Below are 26,712 nucleotides of genomic sequence, written 5' to 3' on the forward strand. Positions count from 1 at the left end.
TATAGGGTGTAGTCTGATCGCAGGTTGGCAGCCTACGTAAGTTCCCATGATGCGACCGCATGCCTGGCGCCTTTTATGGGTAGCCGTCCTGGGAGGCATCGTGTCAGTCAATCTGCCGCAACTTGCCGCAGCAATCCGAACATATCTCCTGCCTCCTGATTCGGCCAGTTTGCCCTCTGCTCCTGCCTCCCCGCCCCGTAACCATTCCGTTCTTTCCCTGGGCGCCTTGGCTTTTGACCTGCATCCTGATGTTCGCTACGGGCCGTACTTTACCGGCGTGCTGACTCCCTCAGACCGCTCCCTTGCTGCGGCTTCTCTGTTGCCTGCGTTTCAGCATTTGCTCACGCAGTACACGTTGCGCCAGGCCGTTGACGACAACTTTACCCTCCGCATTTATGACGGCCGCAGCGGAACGCTGCTGGTTCGGTATGAGCTAACCGACATACGGCAACGCTACCAGGCAACCGGCCACGCCGACTGGGATCAAGTAGATCGCCTGCGTCGAGACATAACCCGTTCCCTTCTGGATCGTCTGGTTGCCCGCGGCTTCCCACGCCGCGATCTCGTTGTGCGCTGGGGACGCGCTAACCAGGTGCAAGAAGCCTTTATGCGGGCAGTCCCCTACCTTGAGTATGAAATCCGGCTGGCTCGAACGCTCAATCTAAGCCTGCTCAGCACAGCGGTCAGCATCGTAGAGACGTTTAGCGATGACCGGCGGGTCTCACCAGCCGGTGCACGCAGTCGCTATCAGCTTATGCCCTACCTGTTGCGCCAATATGATCTTCACCATTACACGCTACGCACAGCGGCTGGCACCCGAGTGCGCATACGCGAAGCATGGCATCCCCTGCTGACCATGGAACCGGCCTTTCTGGTCATGCGCAGTTATGCCAATGCAGTAGGCCACGAAGTGCCCGGCCTTTCTGCTTACCATACCGGACCAGCCAATCTCTTTCGTCTCTACCGCCTGTTTCTCACCCGGGGTCTTGATTACCTGCAGCCTGGAACCACCGTGCTGGATGCCTATCTCTGGGCGATAACCGAAGGGTTTAACGAACTGGCCCGCCGCACAACCTTCCGGGAATATTCACGAGGTTACATCCCGTCTCTCTACGGTACGCTCCGCGCGCTGGAACACCTGCCGCTCGACACCAGCCGTACCATACGCGCCGAGCTGGTGCAGATAACCACTTCGGATCCGTTCTACCTGAGCGACCTGCTTACGCTGCTGCGTACAACGGGAGCCGATACGCTGGACTGGCGGGTAGGCAATTCGGCAACCAGCCTTTACAACCGATTCCGCCTACTCAACCCGCATTTTGATTTACCAGAGGTACCTGACAGCGCGAACGTTCCCCCGACAGGGGATGTCCTTTTTGCAATAACGGAAACTAAGCATCCTATCCGTATTTTCCTTCCCCTGGGCACCACCCAACGCCTCCGGCAGCTTGGATTCCAGGGCCTGCGCCTCCTGCAGCGCTTCGACCACACCACCTTCACCCCGGCTTCCCCTTCTCACCGAACTCAATGGGATCAGGCGTACGCCCAACTCCTCCACGACATCCAACGCTTCGGCTTTACGTTCGCCAACCGTATCCGACTGGACACGCTCGTCGCACGTTTTACCCACCTGGCCGCTGCCCTTCCTTCCCCCTACCGGCAACGTCAGCTTCGAATTATCCGCACCCACGCCTACCTGTGGCAGTTCGATGCCTGGGAACAACTGGCCCATGCTGCCGAAGCCGCCACTGGCCGACTCCGTCTTCCGGCCCAACCCCTTGAGCCAACCGGAGCTGATTGAGCCGCTCAATGTTCTGATGTTTCTTCCGCCTCTGGAATTCCTGTCTGCTCCCACAATACAGCCGGATCCCAGGGCTCCCGTTGCCGGCTGGCAGCCCGCACCGCCGCCACTTCTTCAGGCGACACAGCCGCTGCCTGATTACCAAAGTGCTGGCGAATATAAGTCAACACCGCAGCGATCTGCTCATCCGTCAGAAAATCATGCGCCGTCATCACATTATTGTACACCTCCTCCCCCACCCGCATCTCTCCCTGAGCCCCATGCAACACCAGCCGAATGAGCCGCCCTTTGTCGCCCTGCACCCATTCGTTAGGCGTCAGAGGCGGATAAATGCCCGGAACTCCCTGCCCATTTGGCTGATGACAGGTAGCACAATAATTCTGATAAACGCGTCGTCCGAGCTGCATAAACGAATCCTCTCCGGAACCTGGCAAGGTATGCCCTTCCGAACGACAGGCGACCAGGACAGCCGCCAGTCCAATAGCCAGGATGCTCAAGCTGCGCATAGGCCCTCTGAGTTTTACAACTTGCGAACAGGATCTCCTACGTGAACGATACCACCCCGGCACACCCGGAATAAGGCCCCCCGCAAACCAGTGCGCGCTACGGCTTCAAAGGCTTCCGGGCTGGTGCGCGCCCGAAACGTAGCGCACGGATGATGCGGCCGGTCGCTGCGTTCCAGTACCACATCGCCTACCATCAACCGATCCCCCGGGCTGAAGGTCCGCAGGTCAATACCCTCCAGAATCAGATTATCCCCGGGAACGGCGGGCGGTATGCCCAGTGCTCGCAACACTTCCAGGCTTATGGCACTCACTTCCCGACCCGGCGCGTGGCGACGCGCGTGATCACCCGGGCACCCTATCCCCACTTCCAAAGACAGCGCAGCCCGCAACAGATGCCTGCCCGGCACCGGACTTTCCACCAGATAGGCCACGCGGCCTATCGGATCAAATCGAAGCGCCTCCAGCGCCCGGATATAAGCCGCAAGCTGCGCGTCGTCCATAGGTCCTGCATAATGGTTCACGGGTAATGTAGGATGCACAGAGAATTGACGGACAGCCCCGGCGCCGTTTTCCCGAATTGTTTAACTTATGGCCGCTCCTTCAGTAAGCCACACGGGATACGTGGATGCGCTGACCTTACCATTACCTCCCCCCCATCCGTTCCCGGATCCCTGGATTCCTGAGCCGCTGGCCAATCCCCCGATTATTTCCTGCGCGGCAGGCTTCGAAGCTGTCGTGGCCGCCGAACTGCAAGAGCTGGGCTACCGCGCTTGCTATCTGAAGTCGGCTAAGCTGGTCGTGCCCGAGGCATCGCTGGACGCCTGCCTTCCCCTGATTTTCTATGGGCGTACGCTGCACCGCGTCTACCTATTGCTGGGGATAGGCCGAGTTAAGACGTTAAACGATGTGCGAGATTTTGCCCAGGCTATCTCCTTTCAAGATTATCTACATCCCAGCCAGCGGTTTGCCGTACGGGCGCAGCGACACGGCACCCATCCTTTTACTTCCATGGATGTAGCACGTGAGGTCGGCACAGCAGTTGTTGACCGCATCCTCGCCCATACCGGGCAGCGCATCCGCGCCGACCTGGAAACGCCGGATGTAGAAATCATGGCAGAACTGAGCGACGATCAACTTTTGCTCTTGCTCAACGCGTCAGGTCCGCCCCTGCATCGCCGGCATCGCCGTGCCTTTCAGCACTTTGCTCCCCTGCTTCCCACCTTAGCGGCTGCCCTGCTGCGCCTGTCCGATTTTCCCAGCGCAGTAGATCTCCTGATCGACCCGATGGCCGGTGGGGGTACCATTCCCATCGAAGCGGCGCTCATGGCGCGCCAGATTGCCCCAGGCCTGTTGCTTCCAGAAGAGCACCTGGTCTTCTTTCGGCTTCCCTTCTTCGACGCAGCCGGCTGGCACCAGCTTCGCCAGCAGGCAACATGCCAGGTTCGCCCACGCTCGCCTGTTCCGATTCTGGCAGCGGATCGTTTTGCCCGCAACGTCCGGGGCATGCAGGCCAATCTTGCTGCCATGGGCGTTGCAGCCGACGTGTCCGTCCATGCTGGAAACGCCGAGCGCATGACATACCTGGAAGGGATGGCCGGCGGGCGCTGGACGGTGGTCACCAATCCACCGTACGGCCTGCGCCTGGGCGACCCACGGCGCATCGACCAGCTCTACCGCGACTTTGCGCAGGCCTGCGCCCGGTACACCATTGGCGAGATTGTGGCCCTGACGCCCCGCCGCGATTCCTGGCTCAACGCCTTTGCGCAGGCAGGTTATCATCCCACGCTGATCCAGCCTGTGCGTTACGGCCGACTGGAAGCGTTCGTGCTGCGCGTTGAGCTGGCAGCTTAATAACAACGGGGTAGCCGGAAAGCCAGCCACCCTGTTCACCCCAGCGCTTCCTAGGCTGTTTGTGGCAGAGGCTCGGGCCACAGGTGGCGGATGGCTTTAGGCAACATAGCCCGCACGTCGGCAATCTCGCCGGCACTAATGTGCCGGTTAAGCACCTCAAAGACAACCCGCGCCGCCTGCTGCGGGCTGATAGTTAGACCAATCTGGTGCAAGGCCTCTTGAATGGGCAGCAGAAAATCCTGCTCATGCCGCAGGCGAAGCGGCTTATCGGTGGGATCCCAGCCCTCGAAGAAAATACCGCGTACCAGCAGAGGGAGCTGGGCTGCAAATTGTGCCGCTTCTTCGATGGTCAGCCGATCACGGAGCTGATGCAACACCGCCCGCAGCACATGATAGGCGTAGCGCCGGGCCGTCTCCTCTGGGTGCGGGCTATTACCTACATGTTCATCCAGATGCAACGCTTCACGGATTTCCTTCAGCCACGTATTTGTTTTTTGGATCGTGCTGTCAAACACGTCCAATCCCGTCATCGACATGGCGCGCCTCTGGGTCTGGTTGACACGCTGTCATCCACAGGCTTCCTCTGTAGACTGCGACAAAGCCCGTACCGGTCTGTCAGGCCGGCAGTACCGGAACCGGGCAGGCAGGCCAGCGCACTTCGAACGTACTGCCGCGGCCCGGGCCATCGCTCCAGGCATGCACCGAACCGCCGCAGGCTTCCACAATGGCGCGCACAATGGCTAACCCCAGTCCAGAGCCCGGCTTTCCCTCGGCGGAGCGTCCGCGATAGAACCGATCAAATAGATGGGCGGCTTCTTCCGGATCGAAGCCTATCCCTGTATCAGATACGCGCAGTCGCACCTGTCCATCTATTTGATGCACCTCTAACCGAACCCGTCCGCCCGGAGGCGTATACTTGCACGCATTAGCGAGCAGATTATCCAGCACTTCGTCCAGATACTCCGGCACGCCACATACCCAGGCCCTTTCGGGCAGCACCACGTCAAGCGTCAGGCCAGCTCGCATTAGCCGCGGTTGCCAATCCTTCAGTCGAGTCTGGCAGCGTTCGACTAAATCGATCGGACGCGCGCGTTCGTGGGTGTCGGTCCGTTCCAGACGTGCCAGATGCAATAACCCCCGTACCGTGTCGGTCATGCGCTCCACGTCGCGCAATGCTTCCTGCAGCACCTCATGGTAATATGCGGCAGAACGTTGGCGCCGCAGGGCTACTTCCAGCTCACTACGCAGGGCCGAAAGGGGTGTCAGGAGCTCATGAGCAGCATTGTCCGTGAAACGCCGCTCGCGCTCCAGCGAGGCAGCCAACCGATCCAGCAAATCATTAAAGGTCTCTGCCAGTTCGCTCAGTTCGTCTCGCACCTCACCCGGGACCGGCAATCGAGCTTCCAGGTTATCTGCCCCGATCTGGCGAGCCGTGGCTGTCAGCACCGCTACAGGCCGCAGAGCGCGTCGGGCCAGCCAGTACCCCCCCACTGCTGCCAACAGGGTGCTCAGCAGAATCCCCAGCCCCAGCACAAGCCCCAGATGGTGCAGCTCGCGGTGAAGTGACCACTCAAACCCCGTCACTTCCAGCCAGCCAAATAGCCGTCCCTCCTCCGAAAAAAGCGGCGTGTAGCGCGTGCGCGCCGGTTTATCTTCCCAGACGTGGCTGTACACCTGGGGCTCCTGGATGGGCTGCACGCGCACTGGCAGCGGGGCATGACGCGCAAAATTTGGACTTTCGTAGACCACTTCACCATCAGGTCGAAGCAGTCGCACGTAGGTTCCATAGATACCATCTGTCTGATAGGCAACCGAGCGTAGCGTATCCAGAGCTACAAAAACCGGCCCGGCAATTCCCTGCTGCACGAAGGGTAGTAACTGACGCGTCTCATGAATCAGATGCTGGTCAAAGTCGCGGTGACGCGCTACGTGAAACGTAAAGTAGCTGAAGGCAGAAAACAGCCCCAGCAAAATCAACATGGCAGCGGCAAACCAGAGAGCCAGCCGCACCGAAATCGACCACGGCACCAGTTTCCAGCGGCGCATCATGAGGAAAACATTTCTTCCGAGCTGACGCGCAGGGCATATCCTACGCCCCGGACCGTTTCGATTTGCAGGGCCGGGGTTGCCTCACTCAACTTCTGACGCAGTCCCGAAACCGTCACATCAATGGTATTGTCGCTGACGTAGAAGGGATCGCCCCATACTTGTTCGGCGATCCGTGTCCGCGAAAGCACCTCTCCGGGATGGCGAGCCAAAAAACGCAGAAGGTCGTACTCTTTGGGCCGAAGCGGAAGCACCTGGTCGCCGATTCGCGCCTGGCGGCGTCGTTCGTTGATTTCCAGCGGTCCTACCCGAATTAAGTCGCTGGGTTGCCACACAGGCGCCCGTCGCAGCAGCGCCCGCAAACGCGCCAGCAATTCTTCAAAGGCAAACGGTTTGCCCAGATAGTCGTCGGCGCCCGCATCCAGGCCGGCCACGCGATGCTCCAGATCATCCAATGCTGTCAGCATCAGGATAGGCATCTGGTAGCCTGCCTGCCGCAGGCGGCGGACAAGGGTCTGACCGTCCATTCGGGGCAAACGCCAATCGACGATGAGCGCATCATAGGTGCTGGCCTGCACGCGCGCTTCAGCTTCCAGGCCATCGGCTACTCGATCGACCTGATACCCTTCCTCGCGCAGCCCGCGGGCCAGCGCCCGCGCCAGCCGCTCATCGTCTTCTACGAGCAAAATCCACATGACCATTACGTTACTTTTTTTCAAACGATGAAAGGTCGCATTTCCCGTTTCAGTTCCAACCTTAAAGGGTTTTAAGCAGGCATCCAGATCGGCTTTAGTTCTTTGCCTGGAGATTGCTAGCGTTCTGGTGCAATCCCCACGGACCAACATCCATGAGCAATGGGAACGTTTACACGGCGTGATTTTTTGCAGGCGCTGGCTGTGCTGGGGATCACGACAGGCTTAGAAGCCTTGCTACCGGCTTATGCGCGGCCGCGTCCGCAAGTGCGACCGCTTCGCCGGCAGACTGATGGTCCGGTCACGTACGATCTAACCATCGCCGAAACGCCGATTCGGATTGGCGCGCGGAAGGCTACGGCGACCACCATCAATGGTACCGTTCCGGGTCCTCTGCTTCGCTTTCGCGAAGGAGATGAAGTCATTCTGCGCGTTACCAATCGACTGAAGGAGGATACGTCCATTCACTGGCATGGTCTGCTGGTACCCTTTGATATGGACGGGGTGCCGGGCGTCAGTTTTCCAGGAATCAAGCCGGGCGAAACATTCGAATATCGGTTTCGCATCCGCCAGCATGGTACCTATTGGTACCATAGCCACAGTGGGTTGCAGGAACAGACAGGCGTCTACGGCCCCCTCATTATTGACCCCGCAGAAGAGCCGTATCCGTATGATCGCGAGTACGTGATTGTCCTGAGCGATTGGACTTTTGAAAATCCCTACCGGGTGCTGGCCCGCCTGCGCAAATATCCGGGCTATTACAACTTTCAGCGGCGCACGCTGTCCAATCTGTTTGAGGAAGCCAGAGAGCGGGGCTTCTGGAGCGCCCTGAAAGATCGACTGAGCTGGGGACGCATGCGCATGGGGGCCACCGACATTGTCGATATTACGGGAGCCACCTATACCTATCTGCTCAACGGCCGTGCTCCCGAAGACAACTGGACCGGTCTGTTCCGGCCTGGCGAGCGCGTGCGGCTACGCTTTATCAATGCGGCAGCCGGTAGCTTCTTCGACGTGCGCATTCCCGGGCTGCCCATGACCGTAATTCAGGCCGACGGGCAGTACGTGCAGCCGGTGACGGTCGATGAATTTCGCATCGGCATCGCCGAAACCTATGACGTCATCGTCGAGCCCAAAGAGGAGAAGGCCTATACAATTTTTGCTGAATCCATGGACCGGAGTGGCTATGCCCGGGGCACACTGGCACCCCGCGAGGGCATGGAAGGTCCCATTCCCCCGCTCCGGAAACGTCCCCTACGAACCCACGCCGACATGGGCATGGTGCACGGAGATGGGGACCACGCAGGCATGCAGCATGGCGGCATGCAGCAGCATGAAGGAAGGGAGCACCGGCCAATGCACCACCAGAATCAGCAACATCAGGACATGTCCCATGCTCAACATGGGGCCATGATGGCCGGCATGATGGGAGGCGTAGGCCAGCCTCCAGGCATGCCACCGGAACCACAACCGCACAGCAAAGAAACGCACGGCCCTGGCAACGCAGCCATTCCGATGGTTACGCGAAGCCGTCTGCATGAGCCGGGCGTGGGACTGGGCGAGGATGGCTGGCGCGTGCTGGTCTACACCGACCTGAAAAGCCTTTACCCACGAAAAGACTTTCGTCCGCCTACCCGAGAGATTGAGTTGCACCTGACCGGCAACATGGAGCGCTTCCTGTGGAGCATCGACGGAAAAACCTACTCCGAAGCGCCAGAACCCATCCGGCTTCGCTACGGAGAGCGGGTGCGACTCATTCTCGTCAATGACACGATGATGGAACACCCCATGCACCTGCACGGGATGTGGATGGAACTCGAAAACGGCCATGGCCGGCATATTCCTCTTAAACATACCATCCTGGTCAAGCCGGCCGAACGGGTCTCGGTGCTGATCACCCCTGATGAGCCCGGCCCCTGGGCTTTCCACTGCCACATCCTCTATCACATGGACATGGGGATGTTTCGGGTCTTTGAAGTCAGCGAACCAGAAACTGCAGCGAAGACGTCATCATGATGCGCCCAATTTTCTCCCTGTTGCTGGTGCTTGGACTGGGGCTTTCTGGGCGCCCGTTATGGGCCCAAACGCAGCCCCTGATCCATTTTGCCAACGAAAACACCCTGGCCTTCATCCTGTTTGACCTGTTGGAAACCCAGCCCCGCCTGGAGGGACGTCCGGTGCAATGGGACCTGGATGCGTGGGTTGGGAAAATGTACAACCGGCTCTGGATTCGAAGCGAGGGCGAAGCGCTCACCAGCCAGCAAGGTGGCGAAGCTGAGTTCCAGGCGCTCTACAGCCGCGTCATTGCTCCTTTCTGGGATCTTCAGATAGGCGTCCGCATGGACGTGGCCTATGGAGAAGAGACGCGCACCCGCGCTCACCTCGTTTTTGGCCTGGAAGGACTGGCTCCGTACTGGTTCGAATTCGAACCGCTTTTTTACGTGAGCCAGGATGGTGATCTGGCAGCCTCGCTGGTTGCGTCTCATGACCTGTTCATCACGCAGCGGCTCATTCTGCAGCCCCGTTTAGAAATGCTGGCTGCAGCGCAGAACGTACCAGAGTGGGGCATCGGACGCGGCCTGAACCGCATCGATTTTGGTCTGCGGCTTCGCTTCGAGCTCGTGCGGGAATTTGCTCCCTACATTGGATTCAACTGGAGCCGTCTCTACGGAAGTGCGGCTTCACTGGCACGACGCGAAGGCGAAGCAGCACGCACGTCGGGTATTGTGGCCGGCGTCCGCCTCTGGTATTGATAAAATTTAATGCAGGCCGGGAGCCTGATCCCCCTCCTGATCGTAAGGCTCCCGGCCTGTATTTCCCAGAAACAAACTTCTTGGAAGCATGCGCATAACTCGCAAAACCTATGTGCTGGGTTTTCTGCTGGGCGCTGCCGTGGCCGCCATTGGCCTGGCCGTTTACAGCAGCCAGCGAGGCGCCATCGCCCAACCCACGCTGACCGTCTTCAAAAGTCCCACCTGTGGTTGCTGCAGCGACTGGGTTACCCATATGCAGAATGCGGGCTTTAAGGTGCGCGTAGAAGACGTGCAAGATATGGCGACCATCAAAGCCCGATTTCGCGTTCCCTACCAGTTGCAGTCGTGCCATACAGCCCTTATCGAAGGATATGTAATCGAGGGGCATGTGCCTGCGCGCGACGTGCAACGCCTTCTGCAGGAAAAACCGGCGGTAGCAGGCCTGGCGGTTCCAGGCATGCCCGTCGGATCGCCGGGCATGGAACAGGGAGACCGGCGCGATCCGTACGACGTGCTGACCTTTACTACGGACGGACAAACGCAGGTATACGCGCGTTACGGTCTGCCAGAGCTTAAACAATAGCGCAATGCAAGAGTCGTTGCCGCTTTCCCCTTCCCTGCTATACGGACTGGCGGCGCTGCTAACGCTTGGAGGTGCAGTGCTGCTCTGGCTGGCCCCACGCCTTAATCCCCATCGGCGCCTGGAAGGAGCCGCGGCGTGGACGGGTGTGGTGCTTGGCAGTTTTGTGACGCTTTCCGGTCTGGCGCTTGGCGTGCTGGCCTACCTGCGCCAGCAACAACCTGAACTCGTGCAACCACCGGGCGCTGTCGGACGACCCGCCCCTGCCCTGACCTTTCGGCTGGTCGAAACAGACGAACCGCGCACGCTGGCCGATTACCGAGGTCAGGTGATCTTGCTCAACTTATGGGCAACATGGTGCGGCCCCTGCCTGGCTGAAATTCCGGAACTGAACCGTTTCCAACAGGCCTATCGGGACCAGGGCGTCGTGGTCATCATGATCTCCGACGAACCCCGGCAGACCGTCCTGGAATTTATGAAAGAGCGGCCACTGGAGCCTGTCAGCGGGTACCTGCCACCCGGTACCCGCTGGCCCTGGCCGTATAACCGCGTCGAACAGGCGCGTCCCACTACGTTTGTCATCGATCGCCAGGGGATTATTCGCGAGACCTGGCCAGGCGCCGCCGACTTCGCCCAGTTTGAAGCAGCCGTATTACCATACCTGGAACAATAACTTTGCCGGCCTACGCCGCCCAGGCCCGATCTGCCTTCGAAAAAACGCGGCCGGTGAAACTCCAGGCTGCGCCTTTACAGTGCAAACCCCTCCTTTTGGCCAAGCATGGCCCTGCTCTTCTGTCAAAGCCTCCCGAGCTCTACGCACCTCGCCGGCCCGGCACCAGCGGCTTTTTAAAACTGGATTCCCGTTAAATGACCGCCGCCGACTCCTTGTGGGGTAAACTGATCCGAACCTGTCAGCGATCTTTCCTTTCTGCCGAAAATGCAGCGTTCACAGCCTGTTTCTCGGAGCAAATAGGCCTTCCTCCCGGTGAGCCATTGCCAACCACAATCCACCGAATAACGGGTCCTTTTCGCTGCTAAATATCAAAATTTATAGCACCATCTCCTAAAACACAGGCCGCAAAAAACAATCATAAACTTACGGCACGTGCCCTGTTTTGCTGCGTGAGGCTTGAGCTACTTTTATCATTCTATTCTGGGACAATGGCATAGCAATGATCACTCGTAACGGTATCGTTACGCCGCTTAAAGGCTTTTCAGGATCGTCTAAGCCTTAGCTCCCGTCTTTTTAAATAGGTTAAGACAGGTATGACACGAGAAGCCAAACTACAGAAACGACCATGAAAACGTATGGAACCATTCTCGTCTTAAGCCTGCTATGGGCCCTGCCGGTGCTTGGACAACCCCACCGGCACCAGATGAACCGGCCGGATACGGCGCGTAGCATGATGCACATGCAGCAGGGGGGGATGCAGGGGCACATGATGATGCAAATGATGTCGGGCATGATGGGCATGATGCAGGGAGGCATGATGATGCAGCGTATGCAACAGCCGCTGCATCGGGCTACGATGATGGCTTTTGTCTTGCCCGTTATGGCCGACTCGTTGGGCCTCTCTACGCAGCAACAGCAGCAGCTTCGCGAGCTCAAGCAGCGCATGATGCAGCAGCATCATGCGCGTCAGCAGGAAATGCGCCGGCACCGCCAGGCTCTTCAGGCGCTCTTTAAAGAAAATCGACACCCTGAACCGGCTGCAGTGCGAGAGCATCTACAGGCAATGGCACGCCTGAAAGTAGAAGATCAGGTGGCCCCGTATGAAACTTTCCGCCAGATGATGCAGGTGCTGAATGAAACGCAGCGGACTCGTCTGCGCGAGCTCAAGCCACGCCAGATGATGCATTACATGATGCGGTTGCCTATGATGGAAATGATGCAGATGATGCACATGATGCATGGCCGCGAGGGTATGATGCGCATGATGCGCGGGGGTGGCATGATGGACATGATGGGAGGCGGCGGCATGATGCATCGCCAGCAAGGATCATCGTCGCATCAACACCAGAATGACCAGAACAAAGGCCATCGTCATCAGCCACGCTAACTCCTAATTGAACGATGTACGGACCACACATGGTTTGGGGCATGCACTGGGGCTGGTGGATTTTCTGGATCGTCGTGATCATTGCGCTGGTCTGGCTGCTCAGCCAGCAGCGGCGCTCTGGCGAACCAGCCCACCGGCCCGCACGGGAATCGCCGCTGGAACTTTTGCAGCGGCGTTATGCCGCCGGTGAGATCTCCACAGAAGAATACGAAGAACGGCGGGCCCGCCTGGAACGCGACCGGCTGACATGAACGCCCTCCGTCAGCAGACGCTATCTCCTGATCCGGAGGCCACCGCCTTCGCCCGGAAAGCCTATGACCGCCTGGCAGGCCGGTACGACCTGCTGGAGCTCCCGATGGAATGGCTGGCTTTTCGGCGATGGCGCCGCCGGCTCTGGGCCCGGGTGCAGGGACCAGAAGTGCTGGAGATCGGCGTCGGCACTGGCAAAAATATCCCGTTTTATCCCTCGGGCATTCGGGTTACCGCCATTGATCTGTCGCCACGCATGCTGGAACGGGCCCGCCGGCGCCTCCAGAGCACCCCCGAACGCGCAGTCACCCTGCTGGAAATGGATGCGCAGGCGCTGCACTTTGAGGACGACCGCTTTGACGAGGTCGTAGCCACATTCGTCTTCTGTTCGGTTCCGGATCCCATCCTGGGGCTGCAAGAGGCGCTGCGCGTAACCCGACCCGGGGGACGCCTGCATCTGCTGGAGCATATGCGCGTTCGTTGGGAGTGGCTGGGGCGCTGGATGGACCGCCTGGATGCCCCTGTCTATCGCCTGACAGGCGTGCATATTGCACGCCGCACCGTTGACAATGTACAACGGGCTGGCTGGGCGCTGGAAGAAGTTACTGATCTGGCCCCCGGCGGCCTGGTGCGTCATATTGTTGCGCGTAAACCTCAACCTTAACAAAACAACCCGGAGATGCCATGAGCGAAGTCAAAACGACTTACTACTTTGCCCGGACTCTTCCTATCGGACTGGAAGAAGCCGAAGCCCGCGTGCGAGAACTGCTGCAGGAAGAAGGCTTTGGGGTGCTAACCGAGATCGACGTGCGCGAAACGCTGAAAAAGAAACTGAACATCGAGGTACGCCCCTATCGGATCCTGGGAGCCTGTAACCCGCACTTTGCCCATCAAGCGCTGCAAGCCGAGCCGCACATCGGCACTATGCTGCCCTGTAACGTGATCGTCCGCCAGACGGAGGATGGGCAGACCGAAGTAGCGGCCATCGATCCAGTCGCGTCAATGCAGGCCGTTGACAACCCGGCTTTGCGCCCCATTGCCGAACAGGTGCGGGAGCGGCTGAAACGCATTATTGAAAAACTCTAACCTCGATTGGGACGCAACACCATGCGATTCCTGGTGGCCGGGCCGATCCTTCTGCTGCTTGGCCTGATGGGAGGGTGTGCCCCAACGGTTTCCACCCCCGACGATCTGGTCTTTGTTACCCTGTCGGCCCAGCAGGCAATAGCCGTATTAGGACATCAGACTTCCTGGCCAGCGGGTCAGCAGATTACATACGTTGCCGCAGACCCTGAAGGAAGACTGGTGCTGGCCACCAGTAGCCGCGAAAACCGAATCTATGTCTACGATGCTCCCAGCGGACGCTTGCGGGATATCCTTTCGGTTGGCCAAACGCCCAAAGGAGTCCAGATCGACCATGCAGGTCGATGGGCGGCTGTTGCAAACGAAGGAGAAGGCACAATTTCACTGATTGAGCTGGCTACGCTGAGGATTGCGGCGACCATCCCGGTAGGCCCTATGCCCCACAACAGCGTTTTTTCTCCAGACGATCAATTGCTCTACGTGACGCTTCAGGGAGACAGTAGCGTAGCTGTCGTAAGCTTGCCGCAGCGAACTGTCGTCGATCGCCTGCCAGCCGGACGCGCTCCCCATAATGTAGATCTTTCGCCTGACGGGCGCTGGCTATATGTCTCCAACATTGGCAGTCGCAACCTGACCGTTATCGACCTGACCACGCGCCGCATCATTCGACGGATTCCGCTTAGCGCCCCTCATTATGGCGTCGATGCAACGCCGGATGGACGGTACGTACTGGTCACTGGCCTTGCCGATTCAGTCGTTACGGTCATTGACGCGCAGCAATTGGAAGTGATGCAGCAAATTACGGTAGGTCCTGGCCCTCATGGCGTGCGCGCCAGCCTGGACGGCCGAAAAGCATACGTAGCCCTGGCCTTACAGGACCGCGTAGCCGTCCTTGATCTGACAACCCTGACGGTTACCCGGTACCTGAGTCCCGGCAAGGGGCCTTTCTGGATTGCAATCCCGGGAAATTCTTAACGTATTCAGCCATGCCTGATCGGCGCACGTTTCTCCGAACCTTACTGAGCTCAACGGCGGCGCTGGCAGCGCCTGGCCTGTGGGCAGGGTGCCGTCAGGAAACAACCGACCAGGCCGAAGCAGCACCGCCGCTGCGCCGCACCACCCCTACCGGTCCTACCCGCACGGTACGCCTCCGGGTTGAACCCATTGAAGTCGAGGTGGCCCCGGGCCGCATCTACCGCACCTGGGGCTATAACGGCGCATTTCCCGGCCCAGAGCTTCGCGTGCGCGAAGGCGAACAACTACAGGTTATCGTCGAAAACTTTCTGCCAGAAGGGACCACGATCCACTGGCATGGCGTACCGGTCCCTAACGCTATGGACGGAGTCCCCGGCCTGACCCAAGACCCCATTGCGCCCGGCGAAACCTTTACGTACACGTTCGTGGCCGCTCCTTCCGGTAGCTATCTATACCACAGCCACGTTGGCCTGCAGCTCGACCGTGGCCTGCTCGGCGCGTTAATCATTGAAGAAACCACACCGCACGTATCCTATGACCGGGAGTACACCCTGGTACTGGACGACTTCCTGCCCGGCGCCCCGCAGCCGCTTGCAACCAGCGCTCCCGGCAGGCCCGGTCGCGGCATGATGGGACGTGGCATGATGGGGGGCATGCGGGGAATGATGGGCATTCAGATGCCTTCCTATGCCGGATCGTTGATCAACGGTCGTCTGCCGGAAGCAGCGCCGGTCTTTGAAGTACGGCAGGGTGAACGCATCCGCCTGCGGCTGCTGAATCCTTCCGGTGCCAGCACCTTCCGCTTCGCTATCGACGGACATCCCCTGCTGGTTACCCACGCAGACGGCCGGCCTGTAGAGCCTGTGCGCGTCGACAATCTGCTTATCGGCATGGGCGAACGCTACGATGTCATGCTGGAAGCCACTAATCCCGGCCGCTGGGCTATCGTGGCCATTCCGGTTGAAGGCACGCACGCCCCGGCCCGCGCCATCCTTCACTATCGAGAAAGCCGCGCGCGAGGGCTGCCGTCCGGACTGCCAGAAACGCTCCAGGGGCGCACGCTTACCTACGCCGACCTGCGCTGCCTGGAAATGCTACCGGCCCGGCGTCCCGACCGCACCTTCCACCTCGTCCTCTCAGGCGGCATGCCCATGGCGCCACGCTGGACAATCAATGGCCAGGCATATCCCGAAGCTGACCCCCTGGAAATCACGAAGGGCGAGCGCGTGCGCTTTCGCATGATCAATCACAGTATGATGCTGCATCCCATGCACCTGCACGGCCACTTCTTCCGCGTAGGCGACGCCCTGAAAGACACCGTGCTGGTGCTTCCCCACATGGGCCGCATTAGCTTCGACTTTATTGCCGACAACCCGGGACGCTGGTTCTTCCACTGCCACAACCTCTACCACCTTGAAAACGGCATGGCCCGGGAAGTGCGGTATCGGTCCTGATCAGAACCAGTCGGCTGGATCCGGCAACGGCATCCCCCGATTCAGCACAAAAAAAGAGGATTGTCAACCTGCCCTAATAATGTTCAACCCACTCATGTAGCAGCCGTACCGGTCCACGAAGGCGGATCGCTGGCCGGAAACGACTCCGCATCCGCCTCCTCCACTTCATCCAGTGGGAGAGGCTCTGGCAGCGCAACCATCAGCACCTGCCCGGGCTCTGCTCCGTTGAAATGCAGCCGGCATCCGGAGAGCGTATCTTCCAGCAGCACTAAGGTGCCGGGCGTCAGCCGGTGCCGGAACGCAGGAGGCACGCGGAGCTCAAGCTGCCCGGAAAGCACGGCCAACAGTTGGGTCCCGTCCTCCAATTGCCAGATGGCTTCGCTTCCGGGCTGGGCCTCCAGCACCTGCATCCGCACCGCCGGCCAGCGCTTGATCAACAACCCCACGTCGCCCACATCCCGCAGCTTGAGTTCCAACCGGCCCGATACGACCTGGCCATCCGGACGCCGGTAAATGCGCGTAACCCACATGGATTGCTCCAGGAATGTTTCAGGAACCGATTTCCTTACCCGGTATCCTTGAGGAGGTTTTCAAAAAAGCCGCCTTTCGGCAAAACAGCATGATGAAGAAAATGCGAAGCTCTCTAAAATTTCGTCCCTCTCTTGACCATGAGTCTTTTTTTTAGTCTTGCTTCAGCAAGAGCGGCCGCTCTATTGGATCAACATCTTGCCAAACCGTTCATCCCAAAACCTGTCAGAGCGCCATGAAACGGTGGATGCTTCTGGTATGGCTGCCTTTTCTGTTGGGCAGCGGCAACGAACGTCCTACAGGGTTAGCTCTGAACACAACGGCGCATGATCCTCTCTGTGCCCTGGCAACCGAAGATTGCAGGGATGGCATTCCGTGATTAGACTGCCAGATAGGGAAAGTCCAGGTCATGGGCGTCTTCGGTGCGACCTTGCCCAAGATCCATTTCCAATGTGAACCGGGAGGCTCCTACCGCTGTGATGGCGAAGCTATTCTGGCGTTGTTGACATCGGCAGGTGGTATGAATGAAGAACCGGAGTAATCGTGCACAAAAAGCTGTAACGCTGCCAATGTCCCCCCTTATGATTGCGTTGTTGCTGGGCCTCATCGCGTCGGCGGTGCAGGCTCAGCAACAACGCCTGCGTGTTACTTTTCGGCTGGAACAGCCCATTCTGCTCCAAGAACAACCCGGGGCCTACATTCAAACGGTAACCTCAATCACCCGCACCGACTCGCTGCTCTGGATCACGGGTGGCCGGCCGGGCAATACGGCGCTTTATGTTTATGACCTGAACGGTCGCTTCATCCAGCAGGTCGGCGAGCAGGGAGATGGTCCCCATGCGTATCGCAGTGCCGGATTTCTACGAATCTTTCAGGATACGCTCTGGCTGTGGGACAACATGGGGCTCAGGCTACTGGGCATTGATCTTAAAACGCGACAAGTCGTTCAACGGTACTCCGATTTCAGCTTAAACTGCCAAGACTTTATTTATCGTTATCCTTTTGTGATCTTTAGTCACTCTCAAAGAACCTCACAGTTTATTACGCTATTCGATCTGCGCCACAAACGATATGTGGAAAGTTTTGGAGAAGGCCAGTATGAAGACGAAATCCTGTCGCTTATGTCAGGAACCGGACATTTAGCCTACCTAGATTCCCTGGTTTACTTTGTTCGACCATCGCAGCCTGCACTCTACCGACTGAATCTGCGAACGCGCCAGGTTCAACGTTTCCCGTTAGCAATTCCAAACTTTACCGTTGCTCCCTATAAAGGTCCACGTGTACCCGCCCTTACCCTACAAGCCGTGCGCTATATCTTTACCAATTCTGTAAACCGTGGCGTATGGAAAACTCCCATAGGTCTCGTCCTTTTGATCGACACAGGAGCTTATGTGTTTAAAGATTTCACACCAAAAAGCAATGGAGACCGATCGCTAAACTTTGTCGTGGTCGACTTACGAACATTGCAACAGATTGGCCATATTTATCTTGAAACAGACTTTCTCGTAAAGAATGGTTTGAACCAGTTTGTTGGTTGGGATCCGGAGACGGCCACCTTCTATTTTTACAGCGTTCGTGAAGAAGAGCCCCTGCACCAGATTATTCCTGTCCGTTTGCATTTTGAGTAATGGGCCTGCGAGCATGCCATGCTTTCCTTCTGGGACCCGACGCTCCATCTAGCTGCGCAGGGTGCCTACATCTATTTCGCCCCTCCCGCAGAAGCAGCCTTTGCCTGCGTGCGCACTTTCAAGATCGAAACCTTTCCCCTGGGTACGGAATTTTCCGTCGCTCCCTACAAAGGTGATCCGACCCCCTATGCGCCCGAGATGGCGCCGTTCCTTTTCACGCAGTCGATCAACCGGGATGTCTGGTGCACTCGCCAGGACCTGACACTTATCGTAGCGACTGGTCCCTATCAGCTCCCGGTCGAAGGCACGCGGGTGGACATCATCTGGCGCAAACGGAAGAAGCGGAAGTGCATTTTATGCTGGTAGATCCCCACACCATGCGACAGATGGGTCATCTGCAGTGGGAAGGGGCGTTTGTTCATCAACACAAACTGCTCAGACTAGCAGGCCGCGCTTCGGCAACCGCCACCTGCTACTTTTACGGACAGCGTGAAACCGAGTCCATCCATCAGATCACGCCGGTGCGGTTCTATCTGGAGCCGGCGGCGCGCTGAGGAAGCGGAATTTGCCGGTTCAGGTGGCGCAGCAACTGAGCTGGCGTACATCTTTTGTAAAGCCCAGCGCGGCCAGCTTGACGGCCTCAGACCAGGTCAGGTAGGGACAGAAGCAGCGGGCCAGCTCGGAAACCGGAATGTCGTAGCGCAGGGCCAGCGACAGCCCCATCAGCAGCTCGCCGCCTTCCGGGGCCACGATGCGGGCGCCCAGGAGCCGGTCGCTCCGGGGGTCACGTAGCAGCTTCAGGAAGCCGCGCGCGTCGCGCCCCACCTGCGCGCGCGGCACCTCGGAAATCGGCAGCACGGAGGTTTCGTAGTCGAGGCCGGCTGCCTGCGCCGCCCGTTCGTCCAGGCCCACCCCGGCCACCTGGGGATCCGTAAAAATGACCCAGGGCACGTTCTGCTCGTCGCGTCGCTCCTGCTGATGCAGCAAGGCATTTTCTGCAGCCAGCTTTCCTTCGTACGCGGCGGTGTACACGAACAGCGGCGCACCAATCACATCGCCTGCGCCCCATACGGTGGGTACAGTAGTCCGCAGCGTCTCGTCCACCTGCAAAAAACCCTGCGGGTCGGTTGCAATGCCCAGCGCCTCCAGGCCCAGGTGGTCCGTATTGCCCCGGCGTCCGGTGGCCACCAGCAGGTGCGTACCGCTGATCCGGTGGGTTTTCCCGGCTTGGACGTAACGCACCTGCACTCCGTCCTGCTGCCAGGAAACGTGCTGGAGCTGCACGCCGGTCCGAATGTCCACGCCTTCTTCCTGCAGATAGGCCGCCAGGGTATCAGACACATCAGGATCCTCCCGAGAGAGAATCCGGGCCGAGCGTTGCAGGAGCGTCACCTGGCAGCCGAGTCGGGCGAACGCCTGCGCGTTTTCCAGCCCGATGTAGCCGCCGCCCAGCACAATCAGATGCCCGGGCAGGGTATCCAGCCGATACAGCGTTTCATGCGTGAGATACGGGCCTTCGGTCAGTCCTGGAACAGGCGGCAGGGCCGTCCGCGCACCGGTCGCAATCAGCACAGCACGGCCCGAGAAAATCTCATCGCCGATCTGGATCGTGTTCGGACCGGCCAGGCGCGCCCGTCCTTTCCGAAAGGCGATCTGCCTGCCATCGATCAGGTCCAGGTACTTATGCTGGCGCAGTTTGCTGGTGAGCGCCTGCACCTGTTCGATCAGGGCGCCAAAGTCCACCACCTGGCTGGTCGAGCGAATTCCAGCAAACGGATGATGCGCCGCGCGGTAATGGGCTTCGGCTGCCCGAATGAGCGCTTTCGACGGCACGCACCCGACGTTCACGCAGGTGCCTCCAGGGGGTAGCCCTTCGTTGACGATCAGGCTGCGGAAGCCCAGTTCACGCGCCCGCAACGCTGCCGCAAACGCTGCCGATCCGCCACCGATGATCAGCAGATCGTAATCCACCCGATCCGAAACGCCCTCAGGCAGCGTTTTATCGCCGATCTCACGCACCACTTCCCACCGCTCCAGCCGATAGCCAGGACCAGCGGCGGCGATAGCCTGTGCCAGCGCTTCGGCCTCCACTGTCTTCCCCTTCCACGTAACCATCACTCGTCCATGGGACCAGTCGACCACTTGTGCCCGCGTCACGCCAGCCACCTGCCGGAGTGCCCGTTCAATCGCACGCGCGCAGTGAGCGCACGTCATCCCCTTGATATGCAGGGCTAAGATTTTTTTCATAACGACTCGTTTGCTTTCAGGTGCGCGTCAAATCCAGCGCTGCGAATGGTCTCGATGAGCTGCGCTACCGACACCTTTTCCGCCTCGAAGCGCACGCGTGCTTCTGGCGGCTCCAGCGTTACCTCGGCCGCCCGTACCCCCTCAAGGCGCTGCAACGCATAGACCACCGCCTGGCTACAGGCCTCGCAAGTCATCCCCTGCACCTCCAGGACCACCTCCTGCACCGACGGGTTGGTCTCCTGCGTAACTGCCGGTACCGTATGCGCAGATTCGATCAAAGAGGGCGCGACCAGCAGTCCCAGCACCAGCACTGTCGCGCCTCCCAGCAACAACCGACGCATCTTCGGATGCAGACCGGCCTCGCAGTCGCAATCTGGATCCTGGCGACGCCGCGCTTCCCGATACCAGGCCAGCGCCAATGCTCCCAGCGCCAGCGCTATAAAAAATGGTCGATAGGGTTCCAGCGCGGTAAGCTGACTCACCCAGACACCCCCCACGCCAGCGGCCACTGCAACTAAAGGGCCAACACAACAGATAGAAGCCAGCACCCCGGCTCCAATGGCCGCCAACAGGCTGGAACGAACTACCGCGTTTGTCTTTTGGGCGCGCATACGTGGTTACCCCGTAGCATTCAGGTTCAGTTGAATTCGGTCCAGGTCCAGCTCATCGAAAAGTCGCCCCAGCAATCGGGCGAACGGATGAGCCGTGCAGACCCGATAGTAGATCGTCTGCGCCTCCCGTCGCGCTTCCACCAGCGCTTTCTCCCGCAGGATTTTCAGATGACGTGAAACCGCCGGCTGCGAGATCTCAAAAATATCGGCCAGGTCGCACACGCACAGCTCGCCCGCTCGATGTAGCACGTAAAGCATCCGCAGGCGCGTTTCATTACCGGCAGCCTGCATGAAGGCAGCCAACGCCACCAGATGATCATTCCCAAGCGCTTCCCGGCGAAGCCGGGCCAGCTTCTCTGCATCGACCGCCACGCGCACGCAGGTGCGATCGGTCACCTCCTGCCGTCTCATAATTTAACAAATTGGTTAATTAACTAACTTGCTATATAACAAACAGCAGGGAATTTGTCAACCTTCCGACAGGAGGCAGTTGCAGAAGGACAGGCCTGAAATAAAAAACCCCGACTTGAAAGCCGGGGTTTGTAGGAGCCAACGGCCGGACTCGAACCGGCGACCTGCTCATTACGAGTGAGCCGCTCTACCAACTGAGCTACGTTGGCTCGGCATGCTAGAGCAATTTAGCGAAGCATTTCACGCGCAGTCAAGTGTCAGGATCCCGCTCAGCGACCACCTTTCCTGACCTTAACATTTCTTCAAGCAGCCCGATTAAGCGGCTTCCGGCTGGGCCATGTGCGCCGGAAGCCGCTTTTTGTCTGCCGTTCAGTTTCACAGCTTACAGACAGCGTCGAATCTTCCGATGATTGTATCTTGGAGCCTGTCAGACGCGGGTATTCCTATGCAGACGATGAACAGACCTGCGCTTTTTTCAGAGCATCCAGCCCTGTCCAGGTTGTGCGCTCACCTGGCACGTATTGCTGACGTTCGGGCGGCGGCTGCGTTGTTGGAGTGGGATCAGGAGACGTACATGCCTTCAGGAGCTACAGGCGTTCGTGCCGAACAGCTCAGCACGTTACACCGGCTGGCGCACGAATGGTTCATCTCGGAAGAGACCGGAGTATTGCTGGAAGCCGCAGCCGCCGCAGTGTCCGGATGGCCCCCCGATGATCTGGCTGTTCGCCTGGTTGCCGTTGTCCGTGAAGACTATGATAGAGCGCGGCGGCTTCCGCCCGAGCTGGTAGCGGCCCTGGCTCGCACGGAAACGGAGGCGCGCGAAGCCTGGAAGCAGGCCCGCCAGGAAAATAATTACATGCTTTTTGCGCCCTATCTGGAGCAGCTGCTCAACCTCAACCGCGAAAAGGCAGAAGCACTGGGCTACGAGGCGCATCCGTATGATGCGTTGCTGGAGCAGTACGAGCCAGGCATGACCACCGCCGACGTGCAGCGGCTTTTCGAGCAATTGCGGGCCCACCTGGTACCCCTGGTGCAGGAGCTTGGCGGCCAGTCGCAGCCGGCGCATGCGTTTCTCCATCGTCACGTAGATGCCGAGCGCCAGTGGAAGCTCAACCGCATGTTGCTAGAGGTAGTCGGCTTCGATCTTCAGCGCGGACGCCTGGATGCCTCCGTGCATCCCTTTAGCACCGGCATTGCGATTTCCGACGTGCGGCTGACCACCCGAATCGATCCGCACGACTTCACCAGCGGACTGTTTGCCACGCTCCACGAAGCTGGCCACGGCCTCTACGAGCAGGGCATCGATCCGGCCTTGGAGCGCACGCCCCTGGCTGACGGGGCCTCACTGGGTCTGCATGAGTCGCAGTCCCGTCTCTGGGAAAATTTGATCGGCCGCAGCCTGCCCTTCTGGGAATATTTTTTCCCCCACCTCCAACGGCTGCTGGAAGGCGTCCTGGACGATGTTTCTCTGGAGGCCTTTTACCGCGCTATCAATCGGGTGCAGCCTTCGCTGATTCGCGTCGAGGCCGATGAAGTAACCTACAACCTGCACATTCTGCTGCGCTTTGAGCTAGAGTTAGCCCTTCTGGAAGATAGTCTATCGGTACAGGACTTGCCAGAAGCCTGGAATGACCGCATGCAGTGTTACCTCGGCCTGCGACCGGTAACCTTCCGGGAAGGCGTGTTGCAGGATATTCACTGGTCACAGGGAGCTTTTGGGTATTTTCCGACCTATACATTAGGGAACCTGATGTCTGCCCAGCTTTGGGAAGCCCTGGAGCAAGAGATTGCAGACGTGGCCGTCTACATACGCAGGGGCGACTTTCATCCAGTGCTGGCCTGGCTGCGCCAGCAGATTCATCGCTATGGCCGCGCCTGGAAAGCTCCCGTTTTATTGCAGCAGGCCACAGGTAATCAGCTCAGGGTGGAACCCTGGCTGGCGTACATACGGAAAAAGTATCAGGCGCTGTACCCAACGGCGTCTGTTTCTTGGTCGTAGTTCAATCACCAGCCTGGAGAACCTCCATGGAGACGCCTGAAATTGCCTTTGAGTATTACAGTGAAAATCATGAATTGACCGATGCGCTGAAGGCTAAGGTGGAGCAGCGCATTCAGAAGCTGGCTAAAAAGCATCGGGACATCACGGGCGTGTCGGTCGCCGTGCAACAGGTTGAGCATAGCCATACTCCCCACGCCTACCGAGCGCGGGTCGTTATCTATCACCGGCCAGAAAACGTGGTGGCTACGGAGGTGGCCCCTACGGTCCAGGAGGCGCTGCTCAGCGCCCTGAACTCGGTGGAGCGTCAGGTGCGCGAGCAGCGACGTAAGCTTCGCGAAGCCTGGAAGCGTTCGTAAAAAAACAAGGGGCGGTTTATATACCGCCCCTTGTTTCTGCCCTTGCTCCTTGCAAAGCCTTTATTCGGAAGAGGAACGTGTAGCCCGGGGAGTTTTTTGCAGACGTCCGCCGCGCTGCCGCAGCAAATCTTCGCGTAAAAAGATCAGCAAGTAGTCGCGTGCCACCTGGCTTTCTATGCCCGCCTGTTCAGCGCGATCAAAAAACTCCGCAAAGCTCATCTCCTCGGGCAGCTGGGCCAGAAAAGCCATGGCTTGCTGAAGCACTTCAGCCGACAGTTCTGGAAGGCCTTCCTCAGCAGGGGGTTGAATTTCTTGAAACAGGCGATACAGCGTAACTTCTTCTCGAAGGCGCCGATTTTCTTCCCGAAGCCGCTCGTTCTCTTCGATCAGTCGTTCAACCTCCCGCTGAAGCCAGGCCAACCGCTCCTGCACATACGCAATAAAATCTTTGGGGTCCAACGGCATCGAGAGCGCTTCTTCTGCAGGACGACTACGTACCAGATCCAGGCTTCTCGCCATTGGGATCCGTGGTGCTTCCACTTAACAAATAGTGTCCGAAAAGTTCGGCTCAACCGACAAAAACTGTTGGCTCAGTAAATATGCGCCATTGGCGCATCCCCTGACGTAATTTATGGCGCATCTGTATGCCCCTGTCTCATGAGCTAAAGTTAAGCACAACAGCACTTATCAGGTAGCGTTTCCCGCGTAAATTGATGGCTACGGAACGTGATGAATCGGCGGGTGGAGGGATCGTAGCAGTGCTCCGTAATCAGCACGCTTCCTCTGGCAAGACGCATGACATTATAAAAATTCTTGTCTCGATGCGGACCTCGGCCCCGACTGCTTGTAGCAGTACCGGCGCTTACAACAACCAGACGATGGCCATCAGGGTACACCACGACCGGCTCTACATGCGCCACGTGCAGGTGTCCGCACAGGATAAATTCGACCCCGACCTGAGCAGCCACCTGCAATGCCTTGCGAGCACCTCGCGCAATATCGTACGTTTCTACCGCCTGCAATGGCACCAGATGGTGGTGCACAACCAGGATGCGTACAGCCGACGGGGGCGCGCTGGCAAAGAACGTCTGCATGTAAACTAAGTCTTCGGCCGCAAGGCGCCCGCCTTTAACCGTAGCCCCATGCGCTGTATTCAACCCGAGGACGGCTGCTTCGCTGCAGACAAAAGACGGACGGAGCGTCGCGGAAATATACCGGCGGTAGCGAGCTAGCGGACGCACCAATCGGCTAAGCGGATACCACCAGGGATACACATCATGGTTGCCCGGCACCACCAGTACAGGAGATGGCAGCGCTTCCAGAAAGGCGCGTGCCGCTCGAAATTGACTGCGGCGGGCACGCTGCGTCAGATCGCCGCTAATCACTACCAGATCCGGCCTCTGCCGGTGCACTGCACGCAACAGATCCTCGACGACGGCATCTGACGCCAGCCGTCCGAAGTGCAAGTCGGAAAGATGCACAAGTACCATAGCCCCGTAAACAGACAGGCGGCCCCGGGGACCGCCCGCCCCTAACGTCCTGACAGGCGTTCAGGTGCCCGCTACAACAGCAAATTGAGCGGTTCCTCCAGGTATTGCTGGACCGTCTTGAGAAAGCGCGCTCCGGTGGCCCCATCCACAATGCGGTGATCGCAGGACAACGTCAGCCGCATCCGCTTGCCTGGCACAATCATGCCATTTTTCACGACAGGCACCTCCCGAATGGCCCCGATTGCCAGAATGCAAGCATTGGGCGGATTAATAATGGCGGTGAACTCTTCAATGCCGTACATCCCCAGATTGCTCGTGGTAAAGGTAGCCCCTTCCATTTCTTCCGGTTGTAGCTTACGCTGGCGAGCCTTTTCTGCCAGCGCTTGCGTTTCCTCCGCAATCTGGCCCAGGCCCTTCTGGTCAGCGTTGCGAATGACCGGCGTCACCAGTCCGTCCTCTAAGGCCACGGCAACCCCGATGTGGATTTCCTTCCAGCGACGGATTTCACCGTCCTGCTCCAGATACGAAGCATTGATTTCAGGGTGCTGACGCAGGGCCAGGGCGCAGGCTTTCGTAATCAGATCATTGAAAGAAATTCTGGGACGCCCCTGGGCTTCAGCCAGCTCGTTAAGCTGTTGACGGAAGGCAACCGCCTTCTCCACATCCACATCAACCGTCAGATAGAAATGCGGCGCGGTAAATTTACTCTGTGCCAGCCGCCGCGCAATCGTACGCCGCATAGGCGTGATTGGTACAGCTTCATAGGGCAGCTCCGGTGCCGGGGTAGGCGCAGCAGCAGGCGCCGGTGCAGGAGCTGCTGCAGGCGCGGGCGCAACCTCCTCAGCCGGCGGCCGCTGGCGCGCCAGCGCTGCTTCAATGTCGCGGCGCACAATACGTCCTTCCGGTCCCGTTCCCTGGATAGTGCGTAGATCTAGCCCATACTCTTTGGCCAGCTTACGCGCCAGCGGCGAAGCCTTGATGCGCAACTCCGCGCCATCACCGGCGGCTGCGGTCGGCGCAGGGGCTCCGTCTCCCACGCGCGCTGGCTCAGCCTGCGGCGCCGCAGGCTGAGCCGGCTCTGCGGCCCCCTTCTCAGCAGGAACCTCGGCCTTGCCGCTGTAGCGGGCCAGAATCTCCGAAATGTCTTCGCCTTCCTCCCCCAGCACGGCAATGAGTCCACCGATGGGGACCGACTCACCCTCTTGTACCACTTTTTTCAACAGAACCCCATCGTCATAGACCTCCAGGTCCATAGTCGCCTTGTCTGTTTCCACCTGAGCGATCACGTCGCCCGCCGACACGCGCTGCCCTTCCTCCACCAGCCATGCCACCAATACCCCCTCTTCCATCGTGTCGCTCATCTTGGGCATTTCAACAGGAATCGCCATTGCC

At 59.0% G+C, this 26,712-nt stretch carries 30 protein-coding genes and 1 tRNA gene; 18 read left to right on the forward strand and 13 right to left on the reverse strand.

Annotation, left to right across the window (positions count from 1 at the left end):
* The first annotated feature begins 46 nt into the window (after nucleotides 1-46).
* Nucleotides 47-1,801, forward strand: coding sequence for a hypothetical protein (locus BUA15_RS05915; protein WP_072715055.1), 1,755 nt, complete (start codon nucleotides 47-49; stop codon nucleotides 1,799-1,801).
* A 5-nt stretch (nucleotides 1,802-1,806) separates the two neighbouring features.
* Here the strand turns inward: BUA15_RS05915 and BUA15_RS05920 are convergent, their stop codons facing one another.
* Together BUA15_RS05920 and BUA15_RS05925 are read right to left on the reverse strand one after the other, a co-directional pair.
* Complete coding sequence (locus BUA15_RS05920) at nucleotides 1,807-2,307, reverse strand: c-type cytochrome (RefSeq protein ID WP_072715056.1); 501 nt, start codon at nucleotides 2,305-2,307, stop codon at nucleotides 1,807-1,809.
* A gap of 14 nt (nucleotides 2,308-2,321) precedes the next feature.
* Nucleotides 2,322-2,807, reverse strand: a complete 486-nt coding sequence (locus BUA15_RS05925) for an MOSC domain-containing protein (protein ID WP_072715057.1) — start codon at nucleotides 2,805-2,807, stop codon at nucleotides 2,322-2,324.
* Nucleotides 2,808-2,895: 88 nt separating this feature from the next.
* On the opposite strand from BUA15_RS05925, the gene BUA15_RS05930 reads away from it, so the two are divergent.
* Nucleotides 2,896-4,158, forward strand: a complete 1,263-nt coding sequence (locus BUA15_RS05930) for a THUMP domain-containing class I SAM-dependent RNA methyltransferase (RefSeq protein ID WP_072715058.1) — start codon at nucleotides 2,896-2,898, stop codon at nucleotides 4,156-4,158.
* Between the two features lie 50 nt (nucleotides 4,159-4,208).
* On the opposite strand, the gene BUA15_RS05935 is transcribed toward BUA15_RS05930, so the two are convergent.
* From BUA15_RS05935 to BUA15_RS05945, 3 genes are all read right to left on the reverse strand, one after another.
* Nucleotides 4,209-4,694 (reverse strand): DUF2267 domain-containing protein, encoded by a 486-nt coding sequence (locus tag BUA15_RS05935; RefSeq protein ID WP_072715059.1) that lies wholly within the window; start codon nucleotides 4,692-4,694, stop codon nucleotides 4,209-4,211.
* A gap of 79 nt (nucleotides 4,695-4,773) precedes the next feature.
* Nucleotides 4,774-6,207 carry a sensor histidine kinase gene (locus BUA15_RS05940; RefSeq protein ID WP_245771945.1) on the reverse strand — a complete coding sequence of 478 codons (1,434 nt, stop codon included), beginning with the start codon at nucleotides 6,205-6,207 and terminating at the stop codon, nucleotides 4,774-4,776.
* A complete protein-coding gene (locus BUA15_RS05945) occupies nucleotides 6,204-6,899 on the reverse strand; it encodes a response regulator transcription factor (RefSeq protein WP_072715060.1) in 696 nt (231 codons plus the stop codon). Before BUA15_RS05945 ends, BUA15_RS05940 begins: the two co-directional genes overlap by 4 nt.
* A 159-nt stretch (nucleotides 6,900-7,058) precedes the next feature.
* Here BUA15_RS05945 and BUA15_RS05950 point away from each other — a divergent pair, with 159 nt between their 5' ends.
* From BUA15_RS05950 to BUA15_RS05995, 10 genes are all read left to right on the forward strand, one after another.
* Nucleotides 7,059-8,912, forward strand: a complete 1,854-nt coding sequence (locus BUA15_RS05950) for a copper resistance system multicopper oxidase (protein WP_072715061.1) — start codon at nucleotides 7,059-7,061, stop codon at nucleotides 8,910-8,912.
* A complete protein-coding gene (locus BUA15_RS05955) occupies nucleotides 8,909-9,649 on the forward strand; it encodes a copper resistance protein B (protein ID WP_072715062.1) in 741 nt (246 codons plus the stop codon). The genes BUA15_RS05950 and BUA15_RS05955 overlap by 4 nt, the downstream gene beginning before the upstream one ends.
* A gap of 88 nt (nucleotides 9,650-9,737) precedes the next feature.
* A complete protein-coding gene (locus BUA15_RS05960; RefSeq protein ID WP_072715063.1) occupies nucleotides 9,738-10,232 on the forward strand; it encodes a DUF411 domain-containing protein in 495 nt (164 codons plus the stop codon).
* A 4-nt stretch (nucleotides 10,233-10,236) separates the two neighbouring features.
* Nucleotides 10,237-10,902: a TlpA family protein disulfide reductase gene (locus BUA15_RS05965; RefSeq protein ID WP_072715064.1), complete on the forward strand. Its 666-nt coding sequence runs from the start codon at nucleotides 10,237-10,239 to the stop codon at nucleotides 10,900-10,902.
* 625 nt (nucleotides 10,903-11,527) lie between these two features.
* Nucleotides 11,528-12,289 carry a Spy/CpxP family protein refolding chaperone gene (locus BUA15_RS05970; protein WP_072715065.1) on the forward strand — a complete coding sequence of 254 codons (762 nt, stop codon included), beginning with the start codon at nucleotides 11,528-11,530 and terminating at the stop codon, nucleotides 12,287-12,289.
* Between the two features lie 14 nt (nucleotides 12,290-12,303).
* Nucleotides 12,304-12,540, forward strand: coding sequence for an SHOCT domain-containing protein (locus BUA15_RS05975; RefSeq protein WP_072715066.1), 237 nt, complete (start codon nucleotides 12,304-12,306; stop codon nucleotides 12,538-12,540).
* Nucleotides 12,537-13,202: a class I SAM-dependent methyltransferase gene (locus tag BUA15_RS05980; RefSeq protein WP_072715067.1), complete on the forward strand. Its 666-nt coding sequence runs from the start codon at nucleotides 12,537-12,539 to the stop codon at nucleotides 13,200-13,202. The genes BUA15_RS05975 and BUA15_RS05980 overlap by 4 nt, the downstream gene beginning before the upstream one ends.
* Before the next feature lie 20 nt (nucleotides 13,203-13,222).
* Nucleotides 13,223-13,624, forward strand: a complete 402-nt coding sequence (locus BUA15_RS05985) for a DUF302 domain-containing protein (RefSeq protein ID WP_072715068.1) — start codon at nucleotides 13,223-13,225, stop codon at nucleotides 13,622-13,624.
* A 21-nt stretch (nucleotides 13,625-13,645) separates the two neighbouring features.
* On the forward strand, nucleotides 13,646-14,596 hold the full coding sequence (locus tag BUA15_RS05990) for a YVTN family beta-propeller repeat protein (RefSeq protein WP_072715069.1): 951 nt from the start codon (nucleotides 13,646-13,648) through the stop codon (nucleotides 14,594-14,596).
* Between the two features lie 11 nt (nucleotides 14,597-14,607).
* Nucleotides 14,608-16,050, forward strand: a complete 1,443-nt coding sequence (locus BUA15_RS05995; RefSeq protein WP_072715070.1) for a multicopper oxidase family protein — start codon at nucleotides 14,608-14,610, stop codon at nucleotides 16,048-16,050.
* Nucleotides 16,051-16,142: 92 nt separating this feature from the next.
* On the opposite strand, the gene BUA15_RS06000 is transcribed toward BUA15_RS05995, so the two are convergent.
* Nucleotides 16,143-16,580, reverse strand: a complete 438-nt coding sequence (locus BUA15_RS06000) for a hypothetical protein (RefSeq protein WP_072715071.1) — start codon at nucleotides 16,578-16,580, stop codon at nucleotides 16,143-16,145.
* Between the two features lie 233 nt (nucleotides 16,581-16,813).
* Between BUA15_RS06000 and BUA15_RS13710 the strand changes: the two genes are divergently transcribed.
* The 4 genes from BUA15_RS13710 (at nucleotide 16,814) to BUA15_RS06015 (ending at nucleotide 18,760) form a co-directional block, all read left to right on the forward strand.
* Entirely contained in the window at nucleotides 16,814-16,957 is a 144-nt protein-coding gene (locus BUA15_RS13710; RefSeq protein ID WP_178139385.1) for a hypothetical protein, read from the forward strand.
* A 202-nt stretch (nucleotides 16,958-17,159) separates the two neighbouring features.
* Nucleotides 17,160-18,206 carry a 6-bladed beta-propeller gene (locus BUA15_RS06005; protein WP_072715072.1) on the forward strand — a complete coding sequence of 349 codons (1,047 nt, stop codon included), beginning with the start codon at nucleotides 17,160-17,162 and terminating at the stop codon, nucleotides 18,204-18,206.
* Between the two features lie 18 nt (nucleotides 18,207-18,224).
* Nucleotides 18,225-18,572, forward strand: coding sequence for a hypothetical protein (locus BUA15_RS06010; RefSeq protein ID WP_072715073.1), 348 nt, complete (start codon nucleotides 18,225-18,227; stop codon nucleotides 18,570-18,572).
* An 11-nt stretch (nucleotides 18,573-18,583) separates the two neighbouring features.
* Complete coding sequence (locus BUA15_RS06015; RefSeq protein WP_178139386.1) at nucleotides 18,584-18,760, forward strand: hypothetical protein; 177 nt, start codon at nucleotides 18,584-18,586, stop codon at nucleotides 18,758-18,760.
* Nucleotides 18,761-18,779: 19 nt separating this feature from the next.
* Here the strand turns inward: BUA15_RS06015 and merA are convergent, their stop codons facing one another.
* From merA to BUA15_RS06035, 4 genes are all read right to left on the reverse strand, one after another.
* The gene (merA, locus tag BUA15_RS06020) at nucleotides 18,780-20,453 is read right to left on the reverse strand and encodes a mercury(II) reductase (RefSeq protein ID WP_072715075.1); all 1,674 of its coding nucleotides are present in this window, start codon (nucleotides 20,451-20,453) and stop codon (nucleotides 18,780-18,782) included.
* The gene (locus BUA15_RS14080; protein WP_072715076.1) at nucleotides 20,450-21,064 is read right to left on the reverse strand and encodes a mercuric transporter MerT family protein; all 615 of its coding nucleotides are present in this window, start codon (nucleotides 21,062-21,064) and stop codon (nucleotides 20,450-20,452) included. Before BUA15_RS14080 ends, merA begins: the two co-directional genes overlap by 4 nt.
* A gap of 6 nt (nucleotides 21,065-21,070) precedes the next feature.
* A complete protein-coding gene (locus tag BUA15_RS06030) occupies nucleotides 21,071-21,475 on the reverse strand; it encodes an ArsR/SmtB family transcription factor (RefSeq protein WP_072715077.1) in 405 nt (134 codons plus the stop codon).
* A 136-nt stretch (nucleotides 21,476-21,611) separates the two neighbouring features.
* Nucleotides 21,612-21,684 (reverse strand) — tRNA-Thr (locus tag BUA15_RS06035).
* A gap of 245 nt (nucleotides 21,685-21,929) precedes the next feature.
* Here BUA15_RS06035 and BUA15_RS06040 point away from each other — a divergent pair.
* Together BUA15_RS06040 and BUA15_RS06045 are read left to right on the forward strand one after the other, a co-directional pair.
* Nucleotides 21,930-23,474 carry a carboxypeptidase M32 gene (locus tag BUA15_RS06040; RefSeq protein WP_072715181.1) on the forward strand — a complete coding sequence of 515 codons (1,545 nt, stop codon included), beginning with the start codon at nucleotides 21,930-21,932 and terminating at the stop codon, nucleotides 23,472-23,474.
* Between the two features lie 26 nt (nucleotides 23,475-23,500).
* Nucleotides 23,501-23,830 carry an HPF/RaiA family ribosome-associated protein gene (locus tag BUA15_RS06045; protein WP_072715078.1) on the forward strand — a complete coding sequence of 110 codons (330 nt, stop codon included), beginning with the start codon at nucleotides 23,501-23,503 and terminating at the stop codon, nucleotides 23,828-23,830.
* A gap of 60 nt (nucleotides 23,831-23,890) precedes the next feature.
* Here BUA15_RS06045 and BUA15_RS06050 read toward each other — a convergent pair whose 3' ends face one another.
* The 3 genes from BUA15_RS06050 to BUA15_RS06060 all read right to left on the reverse strand — a co-directional run bounded on the left by BUA15_RS06050 (nucleotide 23,891) and on the right by BUA15_RS06060 (nucleotide 26,708).
* Complete coding sequence (locus BUA15_RS06050) at nucleotides 23,891-24,349, reverse strand: hypothetical protein (RefSeq protein WP_072715079.1); 459 nt, start codon at nucleotides 24,347-24,349, stop codon at nucleotides 23,891-23,893.
* A 149-nt stretch (nucleotides 24,350-24,498) separates the two neighbouring features.
* Nucleotides 24,499-25,320 (reverse strand): metallophosphoesterase family protein, encoded by an 822-nt coding sequence (locus BUA15_RS06055; protein WP_072715080.1) that lies wholly within the window; start codon nucleotides 25,318-25,320, stop codon nucleotides 24,499-24,501.
* A gap of 71 nt (nucleotides 25,321-25,391) precedes the next feature.
* Complete coding sequence (locus tag BUA15_RS06060) at nucleotides 25,392-26,708, reverse strand: pyruvate dehydrogenase complex dihydrolipoamide acetyltransferase (RefSeq protein WP_072715081.1); 1,317 nt, start codon at nucleotides 26,706-26,708, stop codon at nucleotides 25,392-25,394.
* Nucleotides 26,709-26,712 lie beyond the last annotated feature (4 nt).

The organism is Rhodothermus profundi (assembly GCF_900142415.1).
GTDB classification, from domain to species: Bacteria; Bacteroidota; Rhodothermia; order Rhodothermales; family Rhodothermaceae; genus Rhodothermus; species Rhodothermus profundi.